This is a genomic window from Streptomyces sp. NPDC057565 (assembly GCF_042801455.1).
GTDB classification, from domain to species: Bacteria; Actinomycetota; Actinomycetes; order Streptomycetales; family Streptomycetaceae; genus Streptomyces; species Streptomyces yanii.
Genome location: NZ_JBHVFU010000011.1, coordinates 67,703 through 92,820, shown reverse-complemented (window position 1 = coordinate 92,820; position 25,118 = coordinate 67,703). Strand labels below are relative to the sequence as shown.

Genomic DNA, 25,118 nt, shown 5'->3' with positions numbered 1-25,118 from the left:
CGTCCCTTGTGGGGACCACAACCGCCCGCCCGCGGCCTTCACCTGCCCTTCGAACTAGCGCATGCGAGGTGAAGGACCCGCATGTCCAACTGCTACTTGACGACGCCCATGACCGCGAGGTCGAGACGGCCCATGGATTCGTTGTAGAAGACGTTGGTCAGCCGCGGGTTGCGGTAGACGAGCGCCTTGTCGAAGTTGATCGGGAGATAGAGGGCCTTCTCCATGATCGCCTTGTTGATCTGGGTGTAGAACGGCGCGGCGGCCTCGGGCGACGCTGCGGAGGCGGCCTGGTCGAAGAGACCGTTGACCGTCTTGTCGTTCAGCATCGTGTAGTTGTTGTTGCCGTTCTTCAGGATGAAGGAGCCGTCAACCAGCGGCTGCAGGAAGCCCGCACCCGAGTTGTAGTCGGCGCCCCAGCCCATCACGATGATGCCGTAGCCCTTCTTCTTCACGTTGTCGGGAGCACCGATCACGGAAGCAGAGTTCTTGCCGTCGTACTGGTCGATGGAGGCGTCGATACCGACGGCCTTCAGCGAAGCCTGCAGCGACTCGGCGGTGGCCACCTCGGGCTTGCGGTTGTTGCGGACCGCGATGGTGGTCTTGAAGCCGTTCGGCTTGCCACAGGCCTTCAGGGCCTCCTTGGCCTTGTCGACCTGCGGCTTGCCCTGGGTCAGGCCCCACGGGTCGTAGGACTTGTCCGAGCCCGGGATGCCCGGGGGCAGCATGTTGGCGCCGAGGTCACCGCTGGTCGGGCCGCCACGGGCGGTCTGCAGCGACTTCGGGTCGGCGGCGTAGATGACCGCCTTGCGGCACTCGATGTTGTCGAACGGCGCGACCGTCTGCGGGAACGCGAAGTACCGGATGTAGCCGCTGAACGGGTCGTCGGCGTTGGCCTTGTACTTGGCGTTCTGCAGGATCTTGATCTTGGCGGCCTGCTGGACACCGGTGCCGTCGACCGCGTAGTCGACGTCGCCCGAGAGCAGACGTGCGTCCATGTCGTCCGGGTTCGAGGTCACGGTGAAGGTGACCTTGTCCGGCAGCCCCTTGCGGATCGGGTCGGTCTTCGGGTCCCAGTTGGGGTTCCGTACGAAGACCGTCTCCTTGCCGGCGACGAAGGACTGGACCTTGTACGGGCCGGTCGCGACCGGGTGGTTCGTGTACTTCGCGCCGTCGTCCTTGGCGGCCGGGACCGGCGAGGAGTCGGCCATCGCCATCAGGTACGAGAAGTCCGAGTTCGGCTTCGCCAGGTTGAAGACAATCGTCTGGTCGTCCGGCGTCTGGACCGACTTCAGACCCAGCTTGTTGGGGTCCTTGTCCTTGTAGGGGCCCGGGTACTTCTGGCCCTGGTCGAGGATGTCGATCAGGTAGGTCGGACCGCCGGAGAGGACGTCCTGCGCGAAGACGCGCTCGATGCCGTACTTGATGTCCTTCGAGGTGATCGGCGTGCCGTCCTCGAACTTGACACCGGCCTTCAGCTTGAAGGTGTACGTCTTGCCGCCGTTGCTGAGCGTCGGCAGCGACTCGGCGAGGTCGGGGACCAGCTTGGTGCCGGCCTCACCGGGCTTCGCGTCGTACGCGAGCAGCTGGCGGACGTACAGCCGCTGCATGTTCCAGACGAAGCCGTAGTAGGCACGGGCCGGGTCCAGGAAGTCGACGTCCTGAGGGGACATCAGCTTCAGCGTGCCGCCCTTCTTGTCGGACGCGTTGATGACCTTGCCCTTGGTGGCCGCGTCGTAACCGGCACCCTGGTTCGAGGAGGACTTGTTGTCGCTGCCCCCTCCGCCACAAGCGGTTGCGGTCAGCGCAACCGCGGCCGCGAGGGCCGTGAGGGCAACTGCCTTCCGTGAGCGATTCACTGTCTAGCAACCTCCGTGATGTGGTGTGGCCCGTGGGTACGCAGTCCGCGCCCAACGGTCGATCGAGTGCCAACCGGCTCGCGCCGGAGACCTTTTGGGTCGGCTCAGCTGCCCTTCGGGTCGAGGGCGTCACGCAGCCCGTCGCCGAAGAGATTGAATGCCAGAACGGTGATGAAGATCGCGAGTCCGGGGACCACCATGTATGTCGGGTCCGCCTGGTAGGTGTTGATCGCGTCGGAGAGCATCTTGCCCCACGAGGCGGTCGGCGGCTTCACACCCGCACCCAGGTAGCTGAGCGCGGCCTCACTGAGGATGTTGGTCGGGATGATCAGCGTCGAGTAGACGAGGATCGGCGCGACCAGGTTGGGCAGCAGCTCCTTGAAGAGGATGTAACCCCGTCCGGCGCCCAGGCTGCGTGCCGCCTCGACGTACTCGCGTTCGCGCAGGGACATCGTCTGCCCCCGGACGATACGGCCGATGTACGGCCACCCGAAGAAGCCGATCACCACGATCAGCACACCCATCCTGACGCCCGTGCCGGTGAGCCCCCAGAGGGAGTTGGGCACGACGGAGACGAGAGCGATGGTGAACAGCAGCTGCGGGAAGGCGAGCAGCAGGTCCATCAGCCGGCTGATGAGCGCGTCGACCCAGCCGCCGAAGAAGCCGGCCACCGAGCCGAGGATGCTGCCGATGATCACGGAGACCATTGCGGCGAGGAAGGCGACCAGGAGCGAGATGCGCGCGCCGTAGACGATGCGGCTGAACACATCGCGGCCGTTGGTGGGTTCGACACCCAGCAGGTAGTCCGAATTCATCCCGCCGAAGGAGCCCTTGGGGATGCCGAGGTCCGGGTCGAGCAGATCCTCGTGGAATTCGTTCGGCGGGTGACCGAGGAGATTCACGATCAGGGGTGCGAACACCGCGATCAGGATCAGCAGGAGCACGACCACACCGCCGGCGAGCGCCACCTTGTCGCGCTTCAGCCGCGTCCAGGCGATACGTCCTGGCGAACGGCCTTCGATGTCCTTGGCCGAAACATCGGTCGTGACATCGACGGTCGCAGTCTCGGCCGCGCTGTCGTGCAGTGGTGCCGTCATCGTTGTGGGGACCCCTCTCGGCTCGACCGACTGTGGCCGGCCCGTGCCCGCCGCTGTAGCGGCTTGTTCACATCACAGGTGCAAGTCGCACTTTGGTGCGGGTGGTGCGGAAGAAGCAGGTGGTACGAGTGGAGCAGTTCAACTGGTCCAACCAGAAGCCGCAGGTCGCACTGGGCGCCGAACGCTTCTTGTTCCGGGGAGTCTTCAACGCGTCGCGGATCACCCGCCAGCCCTGATGGGGAATGGATGCGCAACCGTGATGTGACCAGTCGGCTTCCGTTATCCGGACGCCGTGATCGTCCCAGCGAACCGAGTCGGCACTCTTCGCCCAGATCGGACAGGTGCCCCAACAGGGTTCATCCTGGCGTTAATTGACAGGTGTCCGGGCGGGTCAGCCGTGAACAGGGGGGTAGCCGTAACCCACGGCGGGAGCGGGCGCGACGTGCGCCTCGCGGTCGTAGAACGGGCGGGCGTTGGCGCGGAGCCACATCGCGACCGGGTCGTACTCGTCGGACATCGCGACGGTGGAGACGGGCAGCCCGTCCGGGACCGCGCCGATCGACTGCTGCATCATCGCGCGCACCGCGTCGACGGAGGTCTGGCCCGTGTCGTAGAGATCGAGACCGATGGCGAGGTACGGCACCCCGAGCGCGGGCTGCACCCAGGCCCGGCGCAGGGAGCGGATCGCGGGGGTGTGATGGGCGTTCTGCGAGAGCAGGGCGTAGAACTGCGGGATCTCGATGGCCGGCTCGGTGAGCCGGAGCGGTCCCGCGGGCATCCGGTCGAGGCCGGTGGCGATACGGCGCAGATCCAGCCACGGGATGCCGACACCACCACCGGGGGCGTGCGGGTTGAGCCAGATGCCCCAGCGGTCCGGGAAGAGAGCGCGGGCGATGTCAAGTCCGGTGACCACTTCATGGGCCCGGTTCCAGCCGCTGGCCGAGAGTTCCTGGGCGGAGGTCACACAGGGCGCGTAGCCCAGCCCGTCGACCTCCATGTTCCCGTACTGGGCGTCGGGCGAGCCGGCGCGGCCGTGCCAGAGCAGCATCCAGATCCGGTCCCCGGCGAGCGCTCGGAGGAGTGCCTCGTACGCGTCGTAGCGCCCGGGCGTCACTTGGCGCAGCATGTGCTCGACCTGCCCGGCCGCCGCGGTGCCTGACGCACTCACCCTGGGTCCCGCCCCTCTTCGATCCACTGTGTCGGCCTGCCGCTCCCGGGGCACGCGGGTGCGGCTCGGTGGCCGAGGCACTAGCCATCAAACCAGCTTATGCGGCACCCCTGACACCGACTTGACGCCACAGGTCGACGGTGTCGCGCCCGCCCTCCCCGGAGTCGGGGACTCCGCGCTCCGGTGCCGTGACCGGCAGAGGAGGGAGGGGCAAAGCTTGCCGGGAGGGGCGCTAGTGCCCCTCGCGCTGGTAGAACGGCCGGATCCTGGCCCGCATCCAGTCGGCGACCGGATCCTGCGCCACATCGAGCAGGACCAGATTGACCGGCCAGGGCACCTCGACACGGCCCAGTGCGCGGCCCAGGGCGTCCATCGGGGCGTTGCGCCCCGCGCCGTCCCAGGTGGAGAACTCGACGCCTATGAAGAGAACGGGATCGCCGCCCTCGATGCTGGCCAGCGTCCGGCGTGCGGTGCGCACGACGCCGCTCTCCTCGAATTCCCCGGCCGCGGCCGCGAGGAAGTCGACGGGCTCCTCCTGCCAGTCCGGCTCGTACAGCCGGACCCGTCCGCCGGTGGCCGGCCCGTCCAGCGAGGTGCGTCCGGCACGGCAGAGCTCGGCGACGGCGGGCGGCGGCAGCGGCATGCCGACAGCGCCGCCCGGGTTGACCGCGATGCCGAGCTGCGGGGGCAGCCCGCGGGCGAATTCGACGGCGGGCGCCACCGTGAAGGACATATGGGTACCGACGCACTGCAGGAACTGCTGTTCGGAGCTGAAGACGGGGACGTACGGAGCGCCCTCGATCTCCACCGTCGGCAGGTCGAGCGACGGGGCATCGGGGCCCCCGCCGTTGGGAAGCGGCACCCAGACGTGACTGCGGCCGAGCACTTCGACGAGCCTGCCGCCCGCCTCCGGGCTGCCCAGCGAGGCGACCAGTACCTCTTCGAGCTCATTGGCCGGCCATCCGCTCTGCGGATGGTTCTGGACCGGTGCCGGAATGTCCACTGCGCTGCTTCCCCTTCTCACCCATGCCTTGCCGCAGAACAGTAACTCCGGCGCGCCCCTCCGCGCTGACGGACGACCGGGGGTGCCAGGGCCTCTCTTGCGGATCATGCCGGGCGCGTGGGGCCTGATCCGAAGAGGAGGACCCTCAGGGCTGTCCCGTCGTCCCCTGGGCGTCGGCGAACGTGATCCGCGCCAGCATCCCGGCCGCCTCCCGGTCCAGCAGCACTGCGGAGGAGCAGCCGAGCGGCAGGGCGCCCGCCTCGGTGTCCCGCACCAGCCGGCCGACGGCCCTGCGGTGCCGGGCGAAGGCGTATCCGGAGACTCCGCGCCCACGCTCGCGCTGGCCCTCCCTGGCCTCCTGCGGGGTGACGTCGAGCAGCACGAGGTGCAGCGTGCGGGCGCGACGCCGTGCGTGCCGGGCCAGCCAGCCCCGCACCCATGTCTGGGTCCCGCAGTCGTGGACGACGACGGACTCACCGGAGCGCAGCGCCCGCCACAGCCCCCAGTAGTGGGCGACGCGGACCAGCGGGCGGTAAAGGGCGTACGGGAGTAAGCGGGGCACCCGCTGCGCCCAGCGGTCCCGGGTGTCCTGGGAGTCGATGGCCCGTGCGGCCACCGCCCGCCGGATCAGTGTCGACTTTCCGCCCCCCGGCAGCCCGGAGACCACCACCACATCGCCTGCCTCGAAATGCAGCCCGCGCGGGCTGCGCCCGGCGCGCTCGCGCAGGTCCCGCACCACGGGCGCGTGCGTGCCCGGCAATTCCCGGGCGGGTGCGCCCGGCTGCGCGGGCATCGCGCCGTGCGCGGCCCCCGCGGTCGTCGCGTACCGCTGCAACGTCATCGCCCTCCCCTGTCGGGTCACCCACGTCTGCCCACGAAGTGTAAAGAAAAGGTAATGCGATACAACCGTCCCACTACTCGTCCCGTGCACGGGGTACCGACGCCCCACTCTTCCGCAATGCGTGCAATGATGACCCGGCCAACTGCATAAAGGCCGCTTGAATCCGCGCGGGAGAGCTCCGGCCACAGTGTGTGCCGGGCGCCGAAGGAGCAAGATCCTCCCTTGAATCTCTCAGGCCCCGTACCGCGTGGACGAGGCAGATCTGAAAAGCGAGTCGCCCGGCGGCTCCACCCAAGGTGCAAGCCGAACCCCCCGGGGGTCTCTCGGCGAACCTCTCAGGTTCCGATGACAGATGGGGAGGGATCGTCATCGTCGTCATGCCCTGGGAGCCACACCTATGAGCAACGCCCCCCGTCTCACCGCCCTCGACGCCCTGCATCGCTCGCTGGGCGCGACCATGACCGACTTCGCCGGCTGGGACATGCCGCTGCGGTACGCCAGTGAGCGCGACGAGCACAACGCGGTGCGCACGAAGGCGGGTCTCTTCGACCTGTCGCACATGGGTGAGATCACCGTCACCGGTCCGCAGGCCGCCGCGTTCCTGAACTTCGCGCTGGTCGGCAACATCGGCACCGTCGCCGTCGGCCGCGCCCGCTACACGATGATCTGCGCCGAGGACGGCGGCATTCTGGACGACCTGATCGTCTACCGGCTGGGCGAGACCGAGTACATGGTCGTCGCCAACGCCGGGAACGCCCAGATCGTGCTGGACGCGCTGACCGCCCGCGTCGACGGGTTCGACGCCGAGGTGCGCGACGACCGCGACGCGTACGCGCTGCTCGCCGTGCAGGGCCCCGAGTCCCCCGCCATCCTGGCCTCGGTCACCGACGCCGACCTGGACGGTCTGAAGTACTACGCGGGTCTGCCCGGCACCGTCGCCGGTGTGCCCGCGCTGATCGCCCGTACCGGTTACACCGGCGAGGACGGCTTCGAGCTGTTCGTCGCCCCCGAGCACGCCGAGCAGCTCTGGCAGGCCCTCACGGCGGCGGGCGCCTCCCGTGGCCTGATCCCGTGCGGTCTGTCCTGCCGCGACACGCTGCGCCTGGAGGCGGGCATGCCGCTGTACGGGCACGAACTGACGACCGAGCTGACCCCGTTCGACGCCGGTCTCGGCCGGGTCGTGAAGTTCGAGAAGGAGGGCGACTTCGTCGGCCGCAAGGCCCTGGAGGCCGCCGCCGAGCGCGCCGAGACCGCCCCGCCGCGCAAGCTCGTCGGCCTGATCGCCGAGGGCCGCCGGGTGCCGCGCGCCGGCTACCCCGTTGTCGCCGAGGGCCAGGTCATCGGCGAGGTCACCTCCGGCGCCCCGTCGCCGACGCTGGGCAAGCCGATCGCCATCGCGTACGTGGACGCCGCTCACGCCGCGCCCGGGACCACGGGCGTCGGAGTGGACATCCGGGGCAGCCACGAACCGTACGAGATCGTCGCCCTGCCGTTCTACAAGCGCCAGAAGTGACGCAGTCGCGTCTCACACCGTAAGACCACCGTTCATCAGCACTCCCCCGCGTACAGGAGAATTCAGGTCATGAGCAACCCCCAGCAGCTGCGTTACAGCAAGGAGCACGAGTGGCTGTCGGCCCTCGAGGACGGTGTGGCCACGGTCGGCATCACCGAGTTCGCGGCCAACGCGCTCGGTGACGTCGTCTACGCCCAGCTCCCGGAGGTCGGTGACACGGTGACCGCGGGCGAGACCTGCGGCGAGCTCGAGTCGACCAAGTCCGTCAGCGACCTGTACTCGCCGGTGACCGGCGAGGTCACCGCCTCCAACCAGGACGTCGTGGACGACCCGTCGCTGGTGAACTCCGCTCCCTTCGAGGGCGGCTGGCTGTTCAAGGTACGCGTCGCGGAGGAGCCGAAGGACCTGCTCTCCGCCGACGAGTACACCGAGTTCTCCGGCAACTAAAGACTCCAAGGGACCACCTGATGTCGCTTCTCAACTCCTCCCTCCACGAGCTGGACCCGGACGTCGCCGCCGCCGTCGACGCCGAGCTCCACCGTCAGCAGTCCACCCTCGAAATGATCGCCTCGGAGAACTTCGCTCCGGTCGCGGTCATGGAGGCCCAGGGCTCCGTCCTCACCAACAAGTACGCCGAGGGCTACCCGGGCCGCCGCTACTACGGCGGCTGCGAGCACGTCGACGTGGTCGAGCAGATCGCCATCGACCGGATCAAGGCGCTGTTCGGCGCCGAGGCCGCCAACGTCCAGCCCCACTCGGGTGCGCAGGCCAACGCCGCCGCGATGTTCGCGCTGCTGAAGCCGGGCGACACGATCATGGGTCTGAACCTGGCCCACGGCGGTCACCTGACCCACGGCATGAAGATCAACTTCTCCGGCAAGCTCTACCACGTGGTCCCGTACCACGTCGACGACACCGGTGTCGTGGACATGGCCGAGGTCGAGCGCCTGGCCAAGGAGTCCAAGCCGAAGCTGATCGTCGCCGGCTGGTCCGCGTACCCCCGTCAGCTGGACTTCGCCGCCTTCCGCCGCATCGCGGACGAGGTCGGCGCGTACCTGATGGTCGACATGGCGCACTTCGCGGGCCTGGTGGCCGCGGGTCTGCACCCGAACCCGGTTCCGCACGCCCACGTCGTCACGACCACCACGCACAAGACCCTCGGCGGTCCGCGCGGTGGCGTCATCCTGTCGACGCAGGAGCTCGCCAAGAAGATCAACTCTGCCGTCTTCCCCGGTCAGCAGGGTGGTCCGCTGGAGCACGTGATCGCGGCCAAGGCGGTCTCGTTCAAGGTCGCGGCGACCGACGAGTTCAAGGAGCGCCAGCAGCGCACCCTGGACGGCGCCCGCATCCTCGCCGAGCGTCTGGTCCAGCCGGACGTCACCGAGGTCGGCGTCTCCGTCCTCTCCGGCGGTACGGACGTGCACCTGGTCCTCGTCGACCTGCGCAACTCGGAGCTGGACGGCCAGCAGGCCGAGGACCGGCTCCACGAGCTCGGCATCACGGTCAACCGGAACGCCATCCCGAACGACCCGCGGCCGCCGATGGTCACCTCGGGTCTGCGGATCGGCACGCCGGCCCTGGCCACCCGCGGCTTCCAGGCCGAGGACTTCACCGAGGTCGCCGAGATCATCGCGTCGGCCCTCAAGCCGTCGTACGACGCCGACGACCTCAAGGCCCGCGTGATCGCGCTGGCCGAGAAGTTCCCGCTGTACCCCGGCCTGAAGTAGTCCGGGTCACTTTTCGCACGTTTGGGGCGGGGCACCGCGCACACTGGACAGTGAGCACGGTGCCCCAACCCTTGTCCCGCTGCTCTTCGGACCAACCGGTCCGTACCGCACCACCCGGCAGACAACGGCGTCTACCAACCCCTTAGGAGTCACACCGTGGCCATCTCGGTCTTCGACCTGTTCTCGATCGGCATCGGCCCGTCCAGCTCCCATACGGTCGGCCCGATGCGCGCGGCCCGTATGTTCGCGCGCCGCCTGAAGAACGAGGGTCTGCTCGCCCACACCGCTTCCATACGCGCCGAGCTGTTCGGCTCGCTCGGCGCCACGGGCCACGGCCACGGCACGCCGAAGGCCGTCCTGCTCGGTCTGGAGGGCGAGTCCCCCCGTACCGTCGACGTGGAGTCCGCCGACGACCGGGTGGCCGCGATCCGCTCCTCGGGCCGGCTCAACCTGCTGGGCATGCACGAGATCGACTTCGACGCCGACGAGCAGCTGGTCCTGCACCGCCGCAAGGCGCTCCCGTACCACGCCAACGGCATGACGATCTTCGCGTTCGACCGCGACGGCGCCCCTCTGCTGGAGAAGACCTACTACTCCGTCGGCGGCGGCTTCGTCGTCGACGAGGACGCTGTGGGCGAGGACCGGATCGTCCTCGACGACACCGTCCTGAAGCACCCCTTCCGCACCGGCGACGAACTGCTGCGGCTCTCCCGCGACACCGGCCTGTCGATCTCCTCCCTCATGCTGGAGAACGAGCGGGCCTGGCGGACGGAGGAGGAGATCCGCTCCGGTCTGCTGGACATCTGGCGGGTCATGCAGGCATGCGTATCGCGCGGCATGGCCCGCGAGGGCATCCTCCCCGGCGGCCTGAAGGTCCGCCGCCGCGCCGCGAACACCGCGCGCCAGCTGCGCGCCGAGGGCGACCCGCAGGCCCACGCGATGGAGTGGATCACCCTCTACGCGATGGCGGTCAATGAGGAGAACGCCGCGGGTGGCCGCGTCGTCACCGCCCCCACCAACGGCGCAGCCGGCATCATCCCGGCCGTGCTGCACTACTACATGAACTTCGCCGCGGGCGGCGCCACCGAGGCCGAGAAGGAGGACGGCGTCGTCCGCTTCCTCCTCGCGGCCGGCGCCATCGGCATGCTGTTCAAGGAGAACGCCTCGATCTCCGGCGCCGAGGTCGGCTGCCAGGGCGAGGTCGGCTCCGCCTGCTCGATGGCCGCGGGAGCACTCGCCGAGGTCCTCGGCGGCTCCGCCGAACAGGTCGAGAACGCCGCCGAGATCGGCATGGAGCACAACCTGGGCCTGACCTGCGACCCGGTCGGCGGTCTCGTCCAGATCCCCTGCATCGAGCGCAACGGCATGGCGGCGGTCAAGGCGGTCACCGCGGCGAAGATGGCGCTGCGCGGCGACGGCAGCCACAAGGTCTCCCTCGACAAGGTCATCAAGACCATGAAGGAGACGGGCGCGGACATGAGCGTGAAGTACAAGGAGACCGCGCGCGGCGGGCTCGCGGTGAACATCATCGAGTGCTGATCGCATAGGCCCTGATCAGCGCCTTCGAATCCTTCGGCGCTGATCAGGGCCTTTTCTGCTTGCACGGCGGAAGGCCCCTGAACCGTCCCCGGGACCTTCCGTACCTGTTCAGGGGCGGTCCGGCCGGCTGTCAGCCACCCGGTGAAGCCCGGTCCGGCCGCAGCTTCCCTGTCGTCTCACGCCTCGCTCACGCACGGGCTGCCTCTCCTGCCTTCGCCGGCACGACGGTGTGGGGACGCCCTCAGGGGTGCAGCAGTCACCAGCGCTGTCATGCCCCGCCCTGGAGGACCGCCGGCCCTGTGGTGGCGATCAGCGCCGGGTCGGCGACGAAGTCCGCACCCATGGCGCCCCGCACCTCCGGCGCCGCGAATCGCGCTTCGTCCACGGCAGCCTGACGCCGTGCCCGAGCGTCGCATCACCGGACTCGCTGCGTGAAAGATGCGGGCGGCTGCGGGGGCCTCGGCGGTCCCGGGAAACTCGCGGCATGGAATTCCGGCTTGTGATGGCGCGCATTCATCCTGCGCATACATTCGGTGCAGATCTGCGGGTCATACACGAAGCGATTCGCTTTGGTCGAGCGAGCGGAAACAATGGACGAACCGTCACCTGAAAGAGCGTCAACTGTCCCTAATATCCCATCGGTCGACGTGTCACATGAATACCGGTCAGGAATCACACCGCTACGGTCAACTCCCGTCGGAGCGAGGGGGCCAGTGTCTCTCGGTGCACCCCCGACGGGTGGTTCGCCCTGAGCTCACACCAGCCTCTTTCGGCCATGCTTTCCGAATCCCCGAGGAAGATTACAATCGCTATTTCAAGGGCTACGAGAAGCTGTATGAAGGTGGCCCTGAATTAGAAGTGCCGATCCCGACCACAGCGTTCGGTCAGCTGAACACACACGAAAGGCTGTGGCATCGATGACAAGCGAAGAGTGGGATGCCGCCAAGCGAAAGTACCCTTACGGGTCCACGGTGCACGGCGCCGTGGACGAGGTCACTCCCTTCGGAATCTTCATTTCGGTCGAGGGTGTGCAAGGGAGTTGCACTTTCGCAGATGTGGCGGGAATGCGCCACGGCGGTGCCGATGGCTCCACGGTGATCTGGCCCGAGTTGGGTGAGGCGGTCACCGGAGTCGTGGTCGAGCACACAGAGCACAACCATCAGCTCAAGCTCCACCTGAGATGACCTGAGATGACCTGATCCGATCAGGTCGGGTCCCGGATCGAGAACACAGGTGGGTGAGCCCCGAGGGGGCTCACCCACCTGTTGCCGGTCCTGACCGGGGCGCTTCACCGCTCGCCGCGGACACCTACGGTCTCAGCGCCGGGTGAGATCCATGAGCCAGTTGGTGACCCAGGTGCCGCCGTCGTCCATGGAGAACGCCTGCTCCCAGTGGGCCGAATCCGCTGTGATGCCGGACCAGATGAAGCGGACACGAACGGGCTTGCCCTCGTGTGTGTCGTCACCGTAGAACTCGCCCCGGCCGTCCACGAAGCCGCCGACCACCGGGGGAAACAGCCGCCCCGTGCGGCGGTCGGCCCAGTGGAGCGCCCAGAGCTGTGTCTCCCGGTCGAAGAGACGCAGGGTGAGACCCGCGAAGCCCTTCGTCGGAAACTCGATCTCGTCGAAGTTGGCACCACCGTCGAAGTGCCGTGTGCCGTGGCTGACGGCCGGGAATTCTTCCCACTCGCTCGCCTGGTCCAGGAAGTCGGTCCGCCGGCGATTGGTGACGTCCCATTCGCCGACCAGGAAGTCGAAGTCCGTCGATACGGGGGTGGCGGTGCGGGTGGAGCTGCTCATGAGTGGGGCCTTCCGTGTCCGATGTGTGCGCCGACCCCGGGAAACTAGGCGCACTTCACTGACATCCTGTGTCAGTGAAATCCAGCCGCCTGCTCGCGATCCTCCTCCTGCTCCAGACCAGGGGCCGGGTCACCGCCGACGAGCTCGCACGGGAATTCGAGGTCTCCGTACGGACCGTGTACCGGGACATCGAGGCTCTCCACGCCGCAGGCATCCCGCTCTACGGCGACGCCGGGCATCACGGCGGCTACCGACTCCTCGGCGGGTACCGCACGAGGCTCACCGGGCTGAGCGAGGACGAGGCGCAGAGCCTGTTCCTCGGCGGGCTGCCCGGGCCGGCCGCCGCGCTGGGGCTCGGGTCCGCGCTCGCCTCCTCCCAGCTCAAGCTGCGTGCAGCGCTGCCGCCCGACCTGCGCGCCGAGGCCGACCGGATGCGGGCCCGTTTTCATCTGGACGCTCCCGGCTGGTACGCGGAGGTGGACGACCTGCACCATCTTCCCGAGGTCGCGGAGGCCGTGTGGACCGGGCGGAGACTGATGGTCCGCTACCGGCGGTGGAAGGCCCCGACCGAGGTCGACCGCACGCTGGACCCGTACGGCCTGGTACTCAAGGCCGGGCGCTGGTACCTGGTCGCCGGGCCCGGCCCGCGCACCTTCCGGGTCGACCAGATCCTGGAACTGCGCGTCTCGGACGACACGTTCGAGATACCGGGCGGATTCGATCTGGCCGAGCACTGGCGCCTGGCGCAGGAGGACTTCCACGCCCGGCTGCACCAGGGCGAGGCAGTCGTTCGGGTGGCTCCCGGCGCGTCCTCCCGGTTCACCGGGGCCGCCGCGCAGGCCTTTGCCGAGACAGCCGTGCCCGAGCGGGACGGCTGGTCGCGGGCCGTGCTGCCCACGGAGTCGCTCGAGCACGCGATCGGGATGTTCCTCGTCCTCGGCCCGGACGTCGAGGTGCTGGAGCCCCCACAGCTGCGGGACGGGTTGTACGAAGCGGCCCGCACCCTGGCCGACGTGTACCGGCCCCGGAGTTCCTGAGGAGCCGAGGACCGCCCTCGCAGGGTCCTGCGCCGACGACGTCGGACGACATCACCGAACCGACCGTCTCCGCACCCTCGACCGACGGTGCCACTCGATCAGGAGTTCACCAACTACGCGTAAGCGAACAGGTGTTCATTGAGATCATGCGCTTTCGGTCAGAAACGGCTTCCCTCGGCCGCGCTCTAGGGTTCACTGGACGTGACGAGTGGTGACGCGATCGCCATCAAGGCGCCGTCCGCTGCCGAGGGCCCACGGCCCCGCTCGGACGCCCGGCCCCGGCGGAGGAAAGAGGACAGCGAGGAACTCCCCGGGAATCGACCGCCCGCCGCCTGCATCGATTCGCGAATTCGACCCATTCCCATTCCCTGTTCGTAACGTTCAGACGAGGGGCACCATGAGCAAAATTGTGCTTCCAGAGTTTCATATGCCGTTCGAGAGCACGGGCTGCAACCCAGGAATTCAGAAGACCAAACAGGCCGCCTGGGAGTGGGCGGACGCCAATGATCTGATCCTGTCGCCGGTGGCTCAGAAGAAAATGGTCCGTACGCGCCCCGAGCTCTGGATATCACTCATATTCCCGGCCGCATCGCAGGAACACCTCGATCTCTTCTGCCAGTGGCTGTTCTGGGCTTTCCTGGTCGACGACGAGTTCGACGACGGTCCCGCCGACCGCGACCCGCACCTGTGCGAGGAGGCGATCGCCCGGATGGTGGACGTGCTCGACGGCACCAGCGCGCCGAACGGCCCCATGGAGCACGCGCTCGACGGCCTCACGCAGCGGACCTGCGAGGGGCGGTCACCGCGCTGGGTCCGGCAGTTCCGCCGGGACACGGTCGCCTGGCTGTGGACGTACTACGCGGAGGCCGTCGACCGGGCCGCAGGTCATGTGCCGAGCATGGCCGACTTCGTGAAGCACCGCCGCGATTCGGTGGCCATGCAGCCGTTCCTCGATCTGCACGAGATCACTGTCGGAATAGATCTCCCGGAATCCGCCCGATCCCTTCCCGCATATATCGCGCTACGCAATTCGGTGGCCGATCACTCGGGGCTATGCAACGACATCTGCTCGTTCGAGAAGGAAGCCGTGCTCGGATACGAGCACAATATGGTCCGGCTCATTCAGCGGGACCGCCGCTGCTCGGTCCAGGAGGCCGTCGACGAGGCCGGGACATGGCTGGCGGGCATCGCCGACCGGGTGCAGCGATCGGAGAAGGAACTCGTCGAGGAGATAGAGGCGGCTCATATCGACGGCCCTGCGCGCGCCGCACTGGAGCGCTGTATCCAGGACTACCGGGGGCTCGTTCGCGGGGACTTCGACTACCACGCACGGGCGGAGCGGTACACCCGCCCCGACCTGATGGAAATCGACGAACAGCACGCTCTGTCCCGGAACTTCGCCGCCTGACCCGCACAGGTCCGGAGGGCTGGATCCAGCCAATCATGCAACGTTCAACCGAAGTAGCCGTCCAGGGGCGCCGGCTCGTCACCGGCACCCATCAGAGGCAGGGCGCGCAGGGCCAGCGCCCAGCCGAGCCGGACCTCGCCCGACTCGGCGGAGCGACCGGTGAGTTCGGCGATGCGGCCGATCCGGTTGAGGACCGTGTTGCGGTGGCAGTACAGCAGCTCGGCGGCGCGCGCCGCCGAGCACCCGTTGTCGAGCCAGACCCGCAGCGTGGAGAGCAGCGCCTCGCGTTCGGCCACCGTGTCCAGGACGGTGCCGAGATGGGTGGTGACGATGCGTTCGGCGATCTCGGGCCGGCCGACGAGGAGCACCTCGGCGAGTCGGTCGTCGAACGCCGCCGCCCCACCGCTCTTGGCGGGCAGCGTGCGCAACGCCTGTTCGGCGAGGCGCAGGGCCCTGCCCGCGCCGGCGAGCCGGTCGAACTCCGGGGAGACCCCGGCGGTGGCGCCGGTGCGGTGACGCAGCAGGCCGATCAGCACGCCGGACTCCCCGGCGGCCAGCCGCACGATGCCCGCGTACCGCCCCGCCCGTGGCCGCCAGAACGACCAGATCCCGTGCTCCTCCAGGACGGGCGCCGGGTTGGGCGGGGCGGCCGGGTCCTGGGCGGCGACCACCATGACGTACCGGTCCTGGACGGGGACGCCGAGCGCGGCGGAGGCGGCGACGGCGACGGCGGGGTCGTCGCCGCGCCCGTCGAGCAGGGCCTCGAAAAGGGCGACGCGGCGGGTGTCCTGGCGGCCCTGCATCTCCAGCTGGGTCAGCCGGTACGACTCGGCCATGACCAGTGAGTAGCGGTCGATGGTCTCCCAGACGGCGCCCGCCATGTCGAGCTCGCGGTCCCGGTCGGTCGCACCGAGACCGCCGCCCGCCCGGGTGGCGCGCAGATGCTCGGCCATCACCTGCCACATCACCCGGCCGCCACGGCGGTATGCCTGCAGCACGGTGTCCAGCGGCACGTTCTGCTCGGCACGGCGCCGCCCCGTCTCGCGCGCGGCGTTCTCGAAGTCGCCCCCGGTGGGCGGCAGTCCGCCGAAGTCCTCCAGGGCGCGCAGCAGGTTGTCCCGGCAGATCTCCCACAGGTCCTCGCGGCTGACCGGTGTGCCGGAGGCGTACGTGCCGCTGTGGGCGTGGATGTCGTCGACGACCCGCCCGGTCAGTTCGTCGATCCCCGGCACCATGGCCGAGGCCAGGGCCCGGCGCAGCTCGCCGTCGCCGCCGGTACAAGGAGCGGGGGCTCCCGGTTTCTCCGCCATGGCGGAAGGTTAGCGCCGCGCACCGTTTAGGCGGATGCCCCGCACTGTGCGTCTTCGAGGGGCTGCTGCCCAGATAGGTACGGCACATGGTGGGCATCTGCACATTGTGCCCAGATACGCGCACGGCCGATTCTGAGCAGCAAGAGCCGCCGCGTCGACGCCATGTTTCCTGGAGCGTGTCATGTTTCTCAGCGTTGCCACTGTCCTGGGTGAGTCAGCCCGCAGGTACCCCGAGCGCGTCGCGGTGGTCGACTCGGGTGCGCGGATCACCTACCGGGACCTGTGGGCACAGGCACTGGGCTGCGCGGGGGCGCTGCGCGAGTCCGGGGTACGGCCGGGCGACCGGGTGGCGGTGCTGCTGCCCAATGCGGTGGAGTTCCTGTACGCGTACTACGGGGCGCTCGCCGCCGGTGCGACGGTCGTGCCCGTGCATGCGCTGCTGGTCGCCGACGAGGTGGCGTACGTGCTGCGGCACAGCGGTTCCGTGGCCCTGATCAGCGACGGTCCGCTGTGGCCGGTGGCCGAGGAGGGGGCGCGCGCCGCGGGCGTACGGGCGGTGCGCGGTGTACCGACGGGTGGCGCACCGCTGCCCGCGCCGGAGCCCGCCGCGCCGGACGACACCGCGGTGATCCTCTACACCAGCGGAACGACCGGCCGGCCCAAGGGGGCCATGCTGACGCACCTCAACATCGTCATGAACGCGTCCGTGATCGCCACCGACCTGCTGGGCACGGGCGTGGACGACGTGATCCTGGGCTGTCTGCCCCTCTTCCACAGCTACGGGCAGACCTGCGCGATGAACGCGACACTGCGGGCCGGGGCGACGCTCGTCCTGATGCGGCGGTTCAGCGGTGCGGGCGCGCTGGAACTTCTGGCCGCCGAAAATGTCAGCGTCTTCATGGGGGTACCCACGATGTACCACGCGCTCGTCGAGGCCGCGGCGCAGCACGGGACCGGGCCGAACATCGCCCTGCGGGCCGCGGTTTCGGGCGGCGCCGCACTCCCCGTAGCCTTGCTGGAACGCTTCGAGGAGACGTTCTCGACCCAGGTCCTGGAGGGCTACGGGCTGACCGAGACGTCCCCCGCCGCCACGTTCAACCAGCCGCAGACCGGCCGCCGGCCCGGCACGGTCGGGCACCCCGTGTGGGGTGTGGAGGTCGGTGTCGCGGACGCGGCGGTCGACGACAGGGTGCGACTGCTGCCGGACGGCGAGACCGGCGAGATCGTGGTGCGCGGACACAATGTGTTCGCGGGCTATCTCGACGACCCCGAGGCGACGGCGGCGGCGATGGTGGACGGCTGGTTCCGCACCGGGGATCTCGGAGTGCGGGACGCGGACGGCTTCCTGTCGATCGTCGACCGGAAGAAGGAACTGGTCATCCGGGGCGGGTTCAACATCTATCCGCGCGAGGTCGAAGAGGTGCTCGTCCGGCATCCGGCGGTCTCCGAGGTGGCGGTGATCGGAGTACCGGACGAGAAGCGCGGCGAGGAGATCTGCGCGGTCGTCGTGGTGCGCACGGACGCCGGCCCGGTGACGGCGGACGAACTCATCGCCTGGTCCCGGGAGCGGCTCGGCCGTCACAAGTACCCGCGGATCGTCCGGTTCACCGAGGCACTGCCGCTCGGCCCCACCGGCAAGGTCCTCAAGCGGGCCCTGACCGCCTCGACCTGATCGCGTCCCGCCCGCCCGGAGGCAGAATCTGCCATGACCGCCCCCGCACGCCCCGGGACCGCACCCGCAGCCCGCACCGGACCCGGTGAACACCTCCCCGTCACCGAGAAGTTGAGCCTCTTCGCCCCACGGCCCGGTGGACTCTCCGGGGGGCGGGGCGCGGTACCGACCCCGTACGGCCAAATCCGGGTGGATGCGGCACCGGAGCGGGTACGTATCGACTCACCGGTCGAGGTGGACGTGCTGCACCCCGACGGGTCCGTCACCCGTCATCCGGCCGGAGCGTCGACCGTCGCCCTGTCCCTCCCCGCAGTCCCGACCACCACCCCACCGTCGAAACCGCCACCGCCGCGCCGCAGAAGGGCTGAAGCCACCTCATGACTGCCGCACCTCCCCCGATAGCCGGGACATCTCCGCTGGTCAGTACGGTCCACGGCGTGGTGCGCGGTGCGCTCGAACAGGGCGTCGCCGTCTTCCGCGGCATCCCGTACGCGGCCGCGCCGGTCGGCCCCCGCCGCTTCCGGGCGCCGGAGCCGCCGGAGCGCTGGGACGGCGTGCGGGAGGCGGTGACGTTCGGGCCCACCGCCCCCAAGCGGCCCTACTCCCCTCCGCTGGACGAGCTGCTGCCCGACCCCGAAGTGCCGGGCGACGACTGCCTCAACCTCAATGTGTGGACGCCGTCCCCCGCCCGGGCCGGGCTGCCCGTGCTCGTCTGGATCCACGGCGGTTCGCTGCTGCACGGTTCGTCGGCCGTGGAGCTGTACGACGGGGCGGCGTTCGCCCGTGACGGCGTGGTGCTCGTGTCGGTCAACTACCGTCTCGGTATCGAAGGGTTCGGCGTCTTCCCCGACGCCCCCGCCAATCGCGGTCTGCTCGACCAGCTGGCGGCCCTGGAGTGGGTGCGGCAGAACATCGCGGCGTTCGGCGGCGATCCGCGGCAGGTCACGGTGTGCGGCGAGTCGGCAGGCGCGATCTCCATCGCGGCGCTGCTCGCCGCACCGCGCTCACAGGGACTGTTCCGGCGGGCGGTGCTGCAGAGCGGTGCGCCGACCGCGCTCTCCCCGGAGGCCGGCCGGGGTACCACGGAGCTGATCGCGAAGCGGCTGGGCGTCGCGGCGACGGCCGAGGCTCTGGCCGCGGTCGCCCCGGCCGCACTGCTGGCTGCGCAGACCGAGGTGACGGGCGGCGGCACCCCGCTGACCGGTGGGAACTCCTTCCAGATCGTGGTGGACGGCGATCTGCTGCCCCACGACCCTGCCGAGGCCCTGCGCGAGGGTGCTGCCGCCGGGATCGATCTGCTGATGGGGACGAACACCGAGGAGTACCGGCTCTGGTTCGTCCCCAGCGGGCTGACCGAACGGTTGAGCCGCTTCACACTCCGTCTGGCGCTGCTGAAGTTCAAGGTGCCGGGCGCCACGGCGCGTACGTACCGTGCGAACCGCCCCGGAGCCACTCCGGGTGAACTGCTCGGTGCGCTCGCCACCGATCTTCTGCTGCGCGTCCCGCTGAACCGGCTGGCCGACGCCCGCAGCGGCAGTCCCGGCCGTACCTTCCTGTACGAGTTCGGCTGGCGGACGCCGGTACGACAGCTCGGCGCCTGTCACGCACTGGAGATCGGCTTCGTCTTCGACACCCTGGACCGGCCCGACACCATGGCCCTGACCGGCGAGAACGCCCCGCAGGAGCTGGCCGACGCGATGCATGCGGCCTGGGTGCGGTTCGCCGCGACCGGTGGCCCCGGCTGGCCGTCCTGGGACGCGTCCCGCCCGGTGATGGTCTTCGGCCCCGGTGCGCCCGCGGTGGTGCACGCCCCGCGCAACGACGAACTGCGCGGCTGGGCACCGTACCGGGAAGAGAGGCCGTAGGGTCCCCACGGGCCCGGCGGCGTGCGCACGGGGCGGACCCGGCTGATCCGCGGCTGCCCGAGAGTGCTGCGGCTACCGCGGGCCGGGCAGGTGCGTGACCGGTTCCGCTCCGTCGCCGCTCCGGCGCGAGCCGTCCGCCCGGAGGGTTGAGCGGCCGGTGGTCCGGCGGACCCCGGCCGGGCAGGGCCGGGGGTCCTTCCGGCGATCAGCCCTTGTTCTGGGCAGCCCAGAACTCGTCGAAGGTGAGGAGACCGTCACCGTTCGTGTCGTGGGAGTTGATGACGGCCTGGGCCACCGGCTCGGTGACGTAGGGGTCACCCAGCTGAGCCATCACGCTCTTGTACTCGGCGGCCGAAATCAGACCGTCGCCGTTCAGGTCGTACCGCTCGAACGCCTTGCGCGCCGACTCGATGTCCGCCACTGTTCCGCCCCTTCGTAATGCCTAACTGACGGAGGTCAGATTAACGGGCGCGAGGGGGACCGATGGCGGCGGCCGGTCGTCGATCATGGGTGGGTGTCCGCGGACGGCGGACAGGACCGGGAACCCGGGAGGGGAACACTTCATGACCGACGCACTGGCCCAGATCCTGACGGCTGCCGCACACGGGCGGTTCCCGCCGCCGGACGGCTCCACGACCGTGGTGGCACAGCCGAACGCACGGGACGCCGGGGTGGTGGCCTTCACCGCGCACTCGGTGGTGTTCACCGACGAGGATCCGGACTGGGTACGGGCCACGCTGGCCGGCACCCCGGGCGACGCGCTCGCCGCGACGATGAATCCGCACTTCCTGGGCGCGTTGCTGGCCCGTACCGGACGGCACATGAACACCATCGATCTGCTGACCGTCGCGGGAGCGCTGCCGGGCGAGCCGGAGATCGGGCTCCGGGAGATCGAGGACCCGGAACACCCGCGGGTGGCACGGGCGATGAAGTTCCGCGACGAGGTCCGGGTCTGGGCGGCCGACGGCGGGGTGCTGATCCTCGGCCGTGGGGTCGCCGGTCGCTGGGAGACGGCGATCGAGGTGGCGGAGGAGGCGCGCGGCCGCCGCCTCGGGGAGCACCTGGCGCGGGCGGCCCGGCACCTGGTGCCCAACGAAGTGGTGTGGGCGCAGCAGTCGCCGGGGAACGCCCGCAGTGTGCGGACGTTCCAGGCGGCGGGCTACCGTCCGGTGGGCTCGGAGGCGCTGCTGGTCGCGGGCTGAGTCACGGACTCTGCGGTGGTCAGCGGAAGACGCCGGTGTGGCCGAGCGAGTAGCGGCCCGGCTGCGGGTAGACGGCGAGTCCGTGCGGTCCGCTGCCCACCGGGATCCGGGCGAGCTGCTTTCCGGTGGCCGTGTCGATCGCGTACACCTCGGCGTTGTAACGCCCCGACAGCCAGAGGACCTTGCCGTCCGGTGAGACTCCACCCATGTCCGGGCTGCCACCGTTCGGCAGGCGCCACTTCTTCGTCAGCTTGTTCCGTGCGAAGTCGAAGACGGAGATGGTCCCTTCGCCGCGGTTGGAGATGTACATCACCTTGGAGTCCCGGCTGACGTACAGCCCGTGGGCCCCCTTGCCGGTGGGCAGCAGCTTCGGGGTGGTGAACTTCTTCCCGTCCAGCACCCACATGCCGTTCGCGATCATGTCCGCGATGTAGAACGTACTGCCGTCCGGCGACAGCTTCACGTCCTGGGGCATGGCGCCCTTGAACGGCAGCTTCTGCTTGCCGACGATCTTCATCTTCGCCGTGTCGACCTTGAGGAGTTCGCCGGAGAACTCGCAGGAGACGATGAAGTACCGGCCGTCCATGGAGAAGTCGGCGTGGTTGACGCCCGAGCAGTCGACCGGAACGGTCTTGGCCGTCTTCATGGTGTGGGCATCGCGGAAGACCAGCTCACGGTCCATCGAGGCCATCACGACGGCGTACTTGCCGTCCGGCGTGAAGTACAGGTTGTACGGGTCGGAGACGGGGACCGCCTTTCCGGGCTTCCCAGTAGCGGGGTCGATGGGCGTCAGACTGTCGCCGAGGTCGTTGTTCACCCAGAGCGTCTTCAGGTCCCAGGACGGGACGACGTGCTGCGGCTGGTGTCCGACCGGGATGGTCTTGATGACCTTGTACGTCTTCGGGTCGATCACCGACACCGTGTTGGAGTTGGTGTTGGGTACGTAGATCCGTGCCGGGAAGCCCTTGACGGCCGGCGACATATTGCCCGGCCGGTCGGCCGCGTACACGTCCTTGGGATCGAGCACCGGCGGCATCCCGGCGAGCCCGGGCGACGTGACGCGTCCGGGAACGGCCTGCTCCGGTGTGGCATTCCCCGGGACGGGGCGGGGTGCGGCGGCCTCGGTGCCGACGGCCTCGGGCGTCCCCTTCTCGGCCGGGCTGCCACAGCCCGTGAGAACGGCGATGAGGATGCCACCGAGCAGGGCCGCGGTGCGCGTGGTGGTGAGCATCAGGTCAGCAGCTCCGTGGTCGTCACCGCGCGCAGGCCGCGGCGGTCGATTTCGCTGAGGAGGACCGGCAGTGCGGCGACCGTGTCCGCGTAGCCGAAATGCAGGCTCACCACCGATCCGTTGCGGATCTCCCCGGCGACCTTGCGGGTGACGGCCGCGGCGCCGGGAGAGGTGAAGTCGAGGGAGTCCACGTCGTACGAGAGGACGTGCGGGTAGCCCGCCCGGTGGGCGAGGCGCTGGACGAGCGGGGTGGCGTACCGGGTGCGCGAGGGCCGGAACCAGGTGCCGATGGAGCCGGTGAGCCGGCGCAGCCGTTGGGCGCAGCCGGTGATCTCCGCGTATGCCTCGGACTCGCCCATCGCCGAGATGTCGGCGTGGTGCTGGGTGTGATTGCCGAGGTCATGGCCGCCGTCGAGGATCCGGCGGGCCATGTCGGGGTGCTCGTCGAGCCAGCTGCCGACGGCGAGGACGGTGATCCGGGCGTGGGCCCGTTCCGCCTCGGCGAGCACGGTCCGCGCGATGGCCGGATCGCCCTGGCCGTGGAAGGTGAGGGCGACGCGGGCGCGGTGACGGGGACCGTGGTCGATCTGGACCGGCTGCCCGGGGAAGCGGTGCGGGGCGGGTGCGGGGTGCGGGGCCGGGGGCTTCGCACCCCCGGGGGTCGTCGCGGGGGTGGTGGCCGGGGTCTTCGCCGAGGTGTTGACGGCGCCGCCTTCGTCCGTACATCCCGCCGCAAGGACGCCGGCCAGGGCTGCCCCCGCACCCGCGCGCAGTGTGCTGCGGCGGTGGACCGGCGTCTCGGAGGCCTTCATGAGCAGAACAGTAGGTGCGAAATGTCAGAAAAATAACAATCACCCACATTCACACTCCTTCCCGGGTCGCCAAGGAAGTGCCGCCGATGGCTCGATTACTCGATGATTCACCCGCCGAATCACATATTCATTCATGCATTGCCAGGCCAGTGACTCATCACACCTACGATTCACTAGCAAAGAGTCATGATGTGACCAGATTTATCCGATTAGTGCTTTTGGACCCCGGGTCGCCCATCTGCCATAGTCGGTTCCACGACCCCCATTGACCCGGGCCAGGTCGTCCAGAGCGGCCGTGAACACACCCCCCATTTCACGGCCCCCACACAGAAGCCCCCGCAGCGCCGCACCACGGCCGACCGGGGGCTTCTGTGCGTCGTGCCGGGTGTCGTCACAGAGGGCACGGGGGCGGGGGCCGGATCGGCTCAGCGGTCGGAGATCCGCATCTCGAACCAGGTGGTCTTGCCGCGCGGCAGCAGATCCACCCCCCAGCGGTCGGAGAGCTTGTCGACGAGAAAGAGCCCACGACCGCTGATGTCCATCTCCTGGACCGGCATGAGGCACGGCAGCCCGCGCGAGGGATCGCACACCTCGATCCGGATCCAGCCGCGACGGCGCAGCATCCGCAGCCCGAAAATGCGCGCACCCGTGTGCCGTACCGCATTGCCGACGAGTTCCGACACGAGCAGAACGGCATTCTCGGCGGTCTGCGGGGAAAGCGCCCACTGGCGCAGCACCACGCAGGAGGTGAGCCGCCGGGCGGTGGCCGCGGACTCCGGACGGGAGGGCAGCCGGACTTCGTCCTCCGCCGGATTTCCGAACAACTCCAGTGCCTTGAACGCCTGTTCGTCCTCGACGGCCGACATCCAGCGTGCCGCAGTCGCGCCGCTGCGTTGCCGCGGCTGTTCCACACCCTCCAGGCCCGCCATGTCCACCATCATGGCCGCACAGCGGGCACTCCGGGGCCGTTCCGAGGGAATCCCTACCCCGGAATGGGGCATTCCGGGGTGGTCGTCAGGCATATGCCAGTGGCAGAATGCGACGCTCGATACTGCCGCTGGCCTGCGCGTATGCCCCGCCCGCGCGGGGTTGCCGGGGTCATCCGAGCACTGAGCCTTAAGGTTCCCTTAAGGCTCAGCCAATCCGCTCGCACGGATGAATCCGCGGCAGCCTGTGCCCAACTTGCGTTCGGTCAGAGGAACTTGGCTTTGCCCGGTCCCTCTTCGACAAAACTGCGCATACCGCGCTCACGGTCCTCGGTGGCGAACAGACCGGCGAACCAATTGCGCTCGATCGTGAGACCGGTATCGATGTCCGTCTCCAGCCCCGCGTCGACCGACTCCTTTGCCGCGCGCAGCGCGAGAGCCGGCCCCTTGGCCAGCCGGGCTGCCCAGGCGTGCGCCTGCTCGTACACCTCGGCCGCGGGCACCACCCGGTCCACCAGGCCGATCGCCAGCGCCTCTTCGGCCTTCACGTGACGGCCGGTGAAGATCAGGTCCTTGGCCTTGGACGGGCCGACGAGCCGGGCCAGTCGCTGGGTGCCGCCCGCGCCGGGAATCAGGCCGAGCAGGATCTCGGGCTGGCCCAGCTTGGCGTTGTCGGCGGCGATCCGGAAGTCGGCACAGAGCGCCAGCTCGCAGCCGCCACCGAGCGCGTAACCGGTGACGGCGGCGACGACAGGCTTGGGGATGCGGGCCACCGCGGTGAAGGAGTCCTGCAACGCCTTGGACCGCACGACCATCGCCGTGTGGTCCATCGCCTGCATCTCCTTGATGTCCGCGCCGGCCGCGAACACCTTCTCACCGCCGTAGAGGACGACGGCGCGCACATCGTCGCGCCGCGTCGCCTCCTCGGCGAGTTCACGCAGCCGGTCCTGGGTGGCGACGTCCAGGGCGTTCATGGGCGGACGGTCCAGCCGGATCGTGCCGACGCCGTCGCTTGCTTCGAGGGTTACGGTCATGAGAGGCAGGTTAACCGCCGCTAACGTCGGCGGGCCCGGTGCTGTTGGTCACAGCACCGGGCCCGCCGACATGTCGTG

The 25,118-nt window shown here is 69.3% G+C and carries 24 protein-coding genes and 1 riboswitch; of the genes, 12 read left to right on the top strand and 12 right to left on the bottom strand.

What is annotated here, in order from left to right:
• Positions 1–92: 92 nt before the first annotated feature.
• Together ACFU8W_RS21675 and ACFU8W_RS21670 are read right to left on the bottom strand one after the other, a co-directional pair.
• Positions 93–1,856 (bottom strand): ABC transporter substrate-binding protein, encoded by a 1,764-nt coding sequence (locus ACFU8W_RS21675; RefSeq protein ID WP_384039571.1) that lies wholly within the window; start codon positions 1,854–1,856, stop codon positions 93–95.
• 104 nt (positions 1,857–1,960) lie between these two features.
• The gene (locus ACFU8W_RS21670) at positions 1,961–2,953 is read right to left on the bottom strand and encodes an ABC transporter permease (RefSeq protein ID WP_384039568.1); all 993 of its coding nucleotides are present in this window, start codon (positions 2,951–2,953) and stop codon (positions 1,961–1,963) included.
• Positions 2,954–3,057: 104 nt separating this feature from the next.
• Here ACFU8W_RS21670 and ACFU8W_RS21665 point away from each other — a divergent pair, with 104 nt between their 5' ends.
• A complete protein-coding gene (locus tag ACFU8W_RS21665; protein ID WP_384039565.1) occupies positions 3,058–3,189 on the top strand; it encodes a hypothetical protein in 132 nt (43 codons plus the stop codon).
• Positions 3,190–3,344: 155 nt separating this feature from the next.
• Here the strand turns inward: ACFU8W_RS21665 and ACFU8W_RS21660 are convergent, their stop codons facing one another.
• The 3 genes from ACFU8W_RS21660 to ACFU8W_RS21650 all read right to left on the bottom strand — a co-directional run bounded on the left by ACFU8W_RS21660 (position 3,345) and on the right by ACFU8W_RS21650 (position 5,965).
• Positions 3,345–4,121 carry an enhanced serine sensitivity protein SseB C-terminal domain-containing protein gene (locus ACFU8W_RS21660; RefSeq protein ID WP_384039562.1) on the bottom strand — a complete coding sequence of 259 codons (777 nt, stop codon included), beginning with the start codon at positions 4,119–4,121 and terminating at the stop codon, positions 3,345–3,347.
• Between the two features lie 232 nt (positions 4,122–4,353).
• Positions 4,354–5,124 (bottom strand): enhanced serine sensitivity protein SseB, encoded by a 771-nt coding sequence (locus tag ACFU8W_RS21655; protein ID WP_345510219.1) that lies wholly within the window; start codon positions 5,122–5,124, stop codon positions 4,354–4,356.
• A 145-nt stretch (positions 5,125–5,269) separates the two neighbouring features.
• Entirely contained in the window at positions 5,270–5,965 is a 696-nt protein-coding gene (locus ACFU8W_RS21650) for an AAA family ATPase (protein WP_384039559.1), read from the bottom strand.
• A gap of 158 nt (positions 5,966–6,123) precedes the next feature.
• Positions 6,124–6,221: riboswitch (glycine riboswitch) on the top strand.
• 141 nt (positions 6,222–6,362) lie between these two features.
• Here ACFU8W_RS21650 and gcvT point away from each other — a divergent pair.
• The 5 genes from gcvT to ACFU8W_RS21625 all read left to right on the top strand — a co-directional run bounded on the left by gcvT (position 6,363) and on the right by ACFU8W_RS21625 (position 11,928).
• On the top strand, positions 6,363–7,478 hold the full coding sequence (gcvT, locus tag ACFU8W_RS21645; protein WP_384039556.1) for a glycine cleavage system aminomethyltransferase GcvT: 1,116 nt from the start codon (positions 6,363–6,365) through the stop codon (positions 7,476–7,478).
• A 69-nt stretch (positions 7,479–7,547) separates the two neighbouring features.
• Positions 7,548–7,925, top strand: coding sequence for a glycine cleavage system protein GcvH (gene gcvH, locus ACFU8W_RS21640; protein WP_037690095.1), 378 nt, complete (start codon positions 7,548–7,550; stop codon positions 7,923–7,925).
• A gap of 20 nt (positions 7,926–7,945) precedes the next feature.
• Positions 7,946–9,205 carry a serine hydroxymethyltransferase gene (gene glyA / locus ACFU8W_RS21635; RefSeq protein ID WP_266981289.1) on the top strand — a complete coding sequence of 420 codons (1,260 nt, stop codon included), beginning with the start codon at positions 7,946–7,948 and terminating at the stop codon, positions 9,203–9,205.
• A 156-nt stretch (positions 9,206–9,361) separates the two neighbouring features.
• A complete protein-coding gene (locus ACFU8W_RS21630; protein ID WP_345510222.1) occupies positions 9,362–10,744 on the top strand; it encodes an L-serine ammonia-lyase in 1,383 nt (460 codons plus the stop codon).
• Positions 10,745–11,652: 908 nt separating this feature from the next.
• Entirely contained in the window at positions 11,653–11,928 is a 276-nt protein-coding gene (locus ACFU8W_RS21625; protein WP_384039551.1) for a hypothetical protein, read from the top strand.
• A 132-nt stretch (positions 11,929–12,060) separates the two neighbouring features.
• On the opposite strand, the gene ACFU8W_RS21620 is transcribed toward ACFU8W_RS21625, so the two are convergent.
• Positions 12,061–12,543 carry a hypothetical protein gene (locus ACFU8W_RS21620; RefSeq protein ID WP_384039548.1) on the bottom strand — a complete coding sequence of 161 codons (483 nt, stop codon included), beginning with the start codon at positions 12,541–12,543 and terminating at the stop codon, positions 12,061–12,063.
• A gap of 74 nt (positions 12,544–12,617) precedes the next feature.
• Between ACFU8W_RS21620 and ACFU8W_RS21615 the strand changes: the two genes are divergently transcribed.
• The gene (locus ACFU8W_RS21615) at positions 12,618–13,580 is read left to right on the top strand and encodes a helix-turn-helix transcriptional regulator (RefSeq protein WP_384039546.1); all 963 of its coding nucleotides are present in this window, start codon (positions 12,618–12,620) and stop codon (positions 13,578–13,580) included.
• A gap of 397 nt (positions 13,581–13,977) precedes the next feature.
• Positions 13,978–14,988, top strand: a complete 1,011-nt coding sequence (locus tag ACFU8W_RS21610; protein WP_384039544.1) for a terpene synthase family protein — start codon at positions 13,978–13,980, stop codon at positions 14,986–14,988.
• A gap of 44 nt (positions 14,989–15,032) precedes the next feature.
• On the opposite strand, the gene ACFU8W_RS21605 is transcribed toward ACFU8W_RS21610, so the two are convergent.
• Positions 15,033–16,298: a PucR family transcriptional regulator gene (locus ACFU8W_RS21605; protein WP_384039541.1), complete on the bottom strand. Its 1,266-nt coding sequence runs from the start codon at positions 16,296–16,298 to the stop codon at positions 15,033–15,035.
• Positions 16,299–16,479: 181 nt separating this feature from the next.
• Here ACFU8W_RS21605 and ACFU8W_RS21600 point away from each other — a divergent pair, with 181 nt between their 5' ends.
• Genes ACFU8W_RS21600 through ACFU8W_RS21590 form a run of 3 tightly spaced genes read left to right on the top strand, consistent with a single transcriptional unit; the run spans position 16,480 to position 19,835 of the window.
• A complete protein-coding gene (locus ACFU8W_RS21600) occupies positions 16,480–17,970 on the top strand; it encodes a long-chain fatty acid--CoA ligase (RefSeq protein ID WP_384039538.1) in 1,491 nt (496 codons plus the stop codon).
• 33 nt (positions 17,971–18,003) lie between these two features.
• Complete coding sequence (locus ACFU8W_RS21595) at positions 18,004–18,351, top strand: hypothetical protein (protein WP_384039535.1); 348 nt, start codon at positions 18,004–18,006, stop codon at positions 18,349–18,351.
• Positions 18,348–19,835: a carboxylesterase/lipase family protein gene (locus tag ACFU8W_RS21590; RefSeq protein WP_384039532.1), complete on the top strand. Its 1,488-nt coding sequence runs from the start codon at positions 18,348–18,350 to the stop codon at positions 19,833–19,835. The genes ACFU8W_RS21595 and ACFU8W_RS21590 overlap by 4 nt, the downstream gene beginning before the upstream one ends.
• Positions 19,836–20,040: 205 nt before the next feature.
• Here ACFU8W_RS21590 and ACFU8W_RS21585 read toward each other — a convergent pair whose 3' ends face one another.
• Entirely contained in the window at positions 20,041–20,256 is a 216-nt protein-coding gene (locus ACFU8W_RS21585) for an EF-hand domain-containing protein (RefSeq protein WP_037690105.1), read from the bottom strand.
• Between the two features lie 142 nt (positions 20,257–20,398).
• Here ACFU8W_RS21585 and ACFU8W_RS21580 point away from each other — a divergent pair, with 142 nt between their 5' ends.
• Positions 20,399–21,037 (top strand): GNAT family N-acetyltransferase, encoded by a 639-nt coding sequence (locus ACFU8W_RS21580; protein ID WP_384039529.1) that lies wholly within the window; start codon positions 20,399–20,401, stop codon positions 21,035–21,037.
• Between the two features lie 19 nt (positions 21,038–21,056).
• Here ACFU8W_RS21580 and ACFU8W_RS21575 read toward each other — a convergent pair whose 3' ends face one another.
• The 4 genes from ACFU8W_RS21575 to ACFU8W_RS21560 all read right to left on the bottom strand — a co-directional run bounded on the left by ACFU8W_RS21575 (position 21,057) and on the right by ACFU8W_RS21560 (position 25,040).
• On the bottom strand, positions 21,057–22,268 hold the full coding sequence (locus ACFU8W_RS21575; RefSeq protein ID WP_384039527.1) for a beta-propeller fold lactonase family protein: 1,212 nt from the start codon (positions 22,266–22,268) through the stop codon (positions 21,057–21,059).
• A complete protein-coding gene (locus tag ACFU8W_RS21570) occupies positions 22,268–23,080 on the bottom strand; it encodes a polysaccharide deacetylase family protein (RefSeq protein WP_384039524.1) in 813 nt (270 codons plus the stop codon). Before ACFU8W_RS21570 ends, ACFU8W_RS21575 begins: the two co-directional genes overlap by 1 nt.
• A 425-nt stretch (positions 23,081–23,505) precedes the next feature.
• Positions 23,506–24,021: an ATP-binding protein gene (locus ACFU8W_RS21565; protein ID WP_384039521.1), complete on the bottom strand. Its 516-nt coding sequence runs from the start codon at positions 24,019–24,021 to the stop codon at positions 23,506–23,508.
• Positions 24,022–24,272: 251 nt separating this feature from the next.
• A complete protein-coding gene (locus ACFU8W_RS21560) occupies positions 24,273–25,040 on the bottom strand; it encodes an enoyl-CoA hydratase/isomerase family protein (RefSeq protein ID WP_266981313.1) in 768 nt (255 codons plus the stop codon).
• Positions 25,041–25,118: the final 78 nt, after the last annotated feature.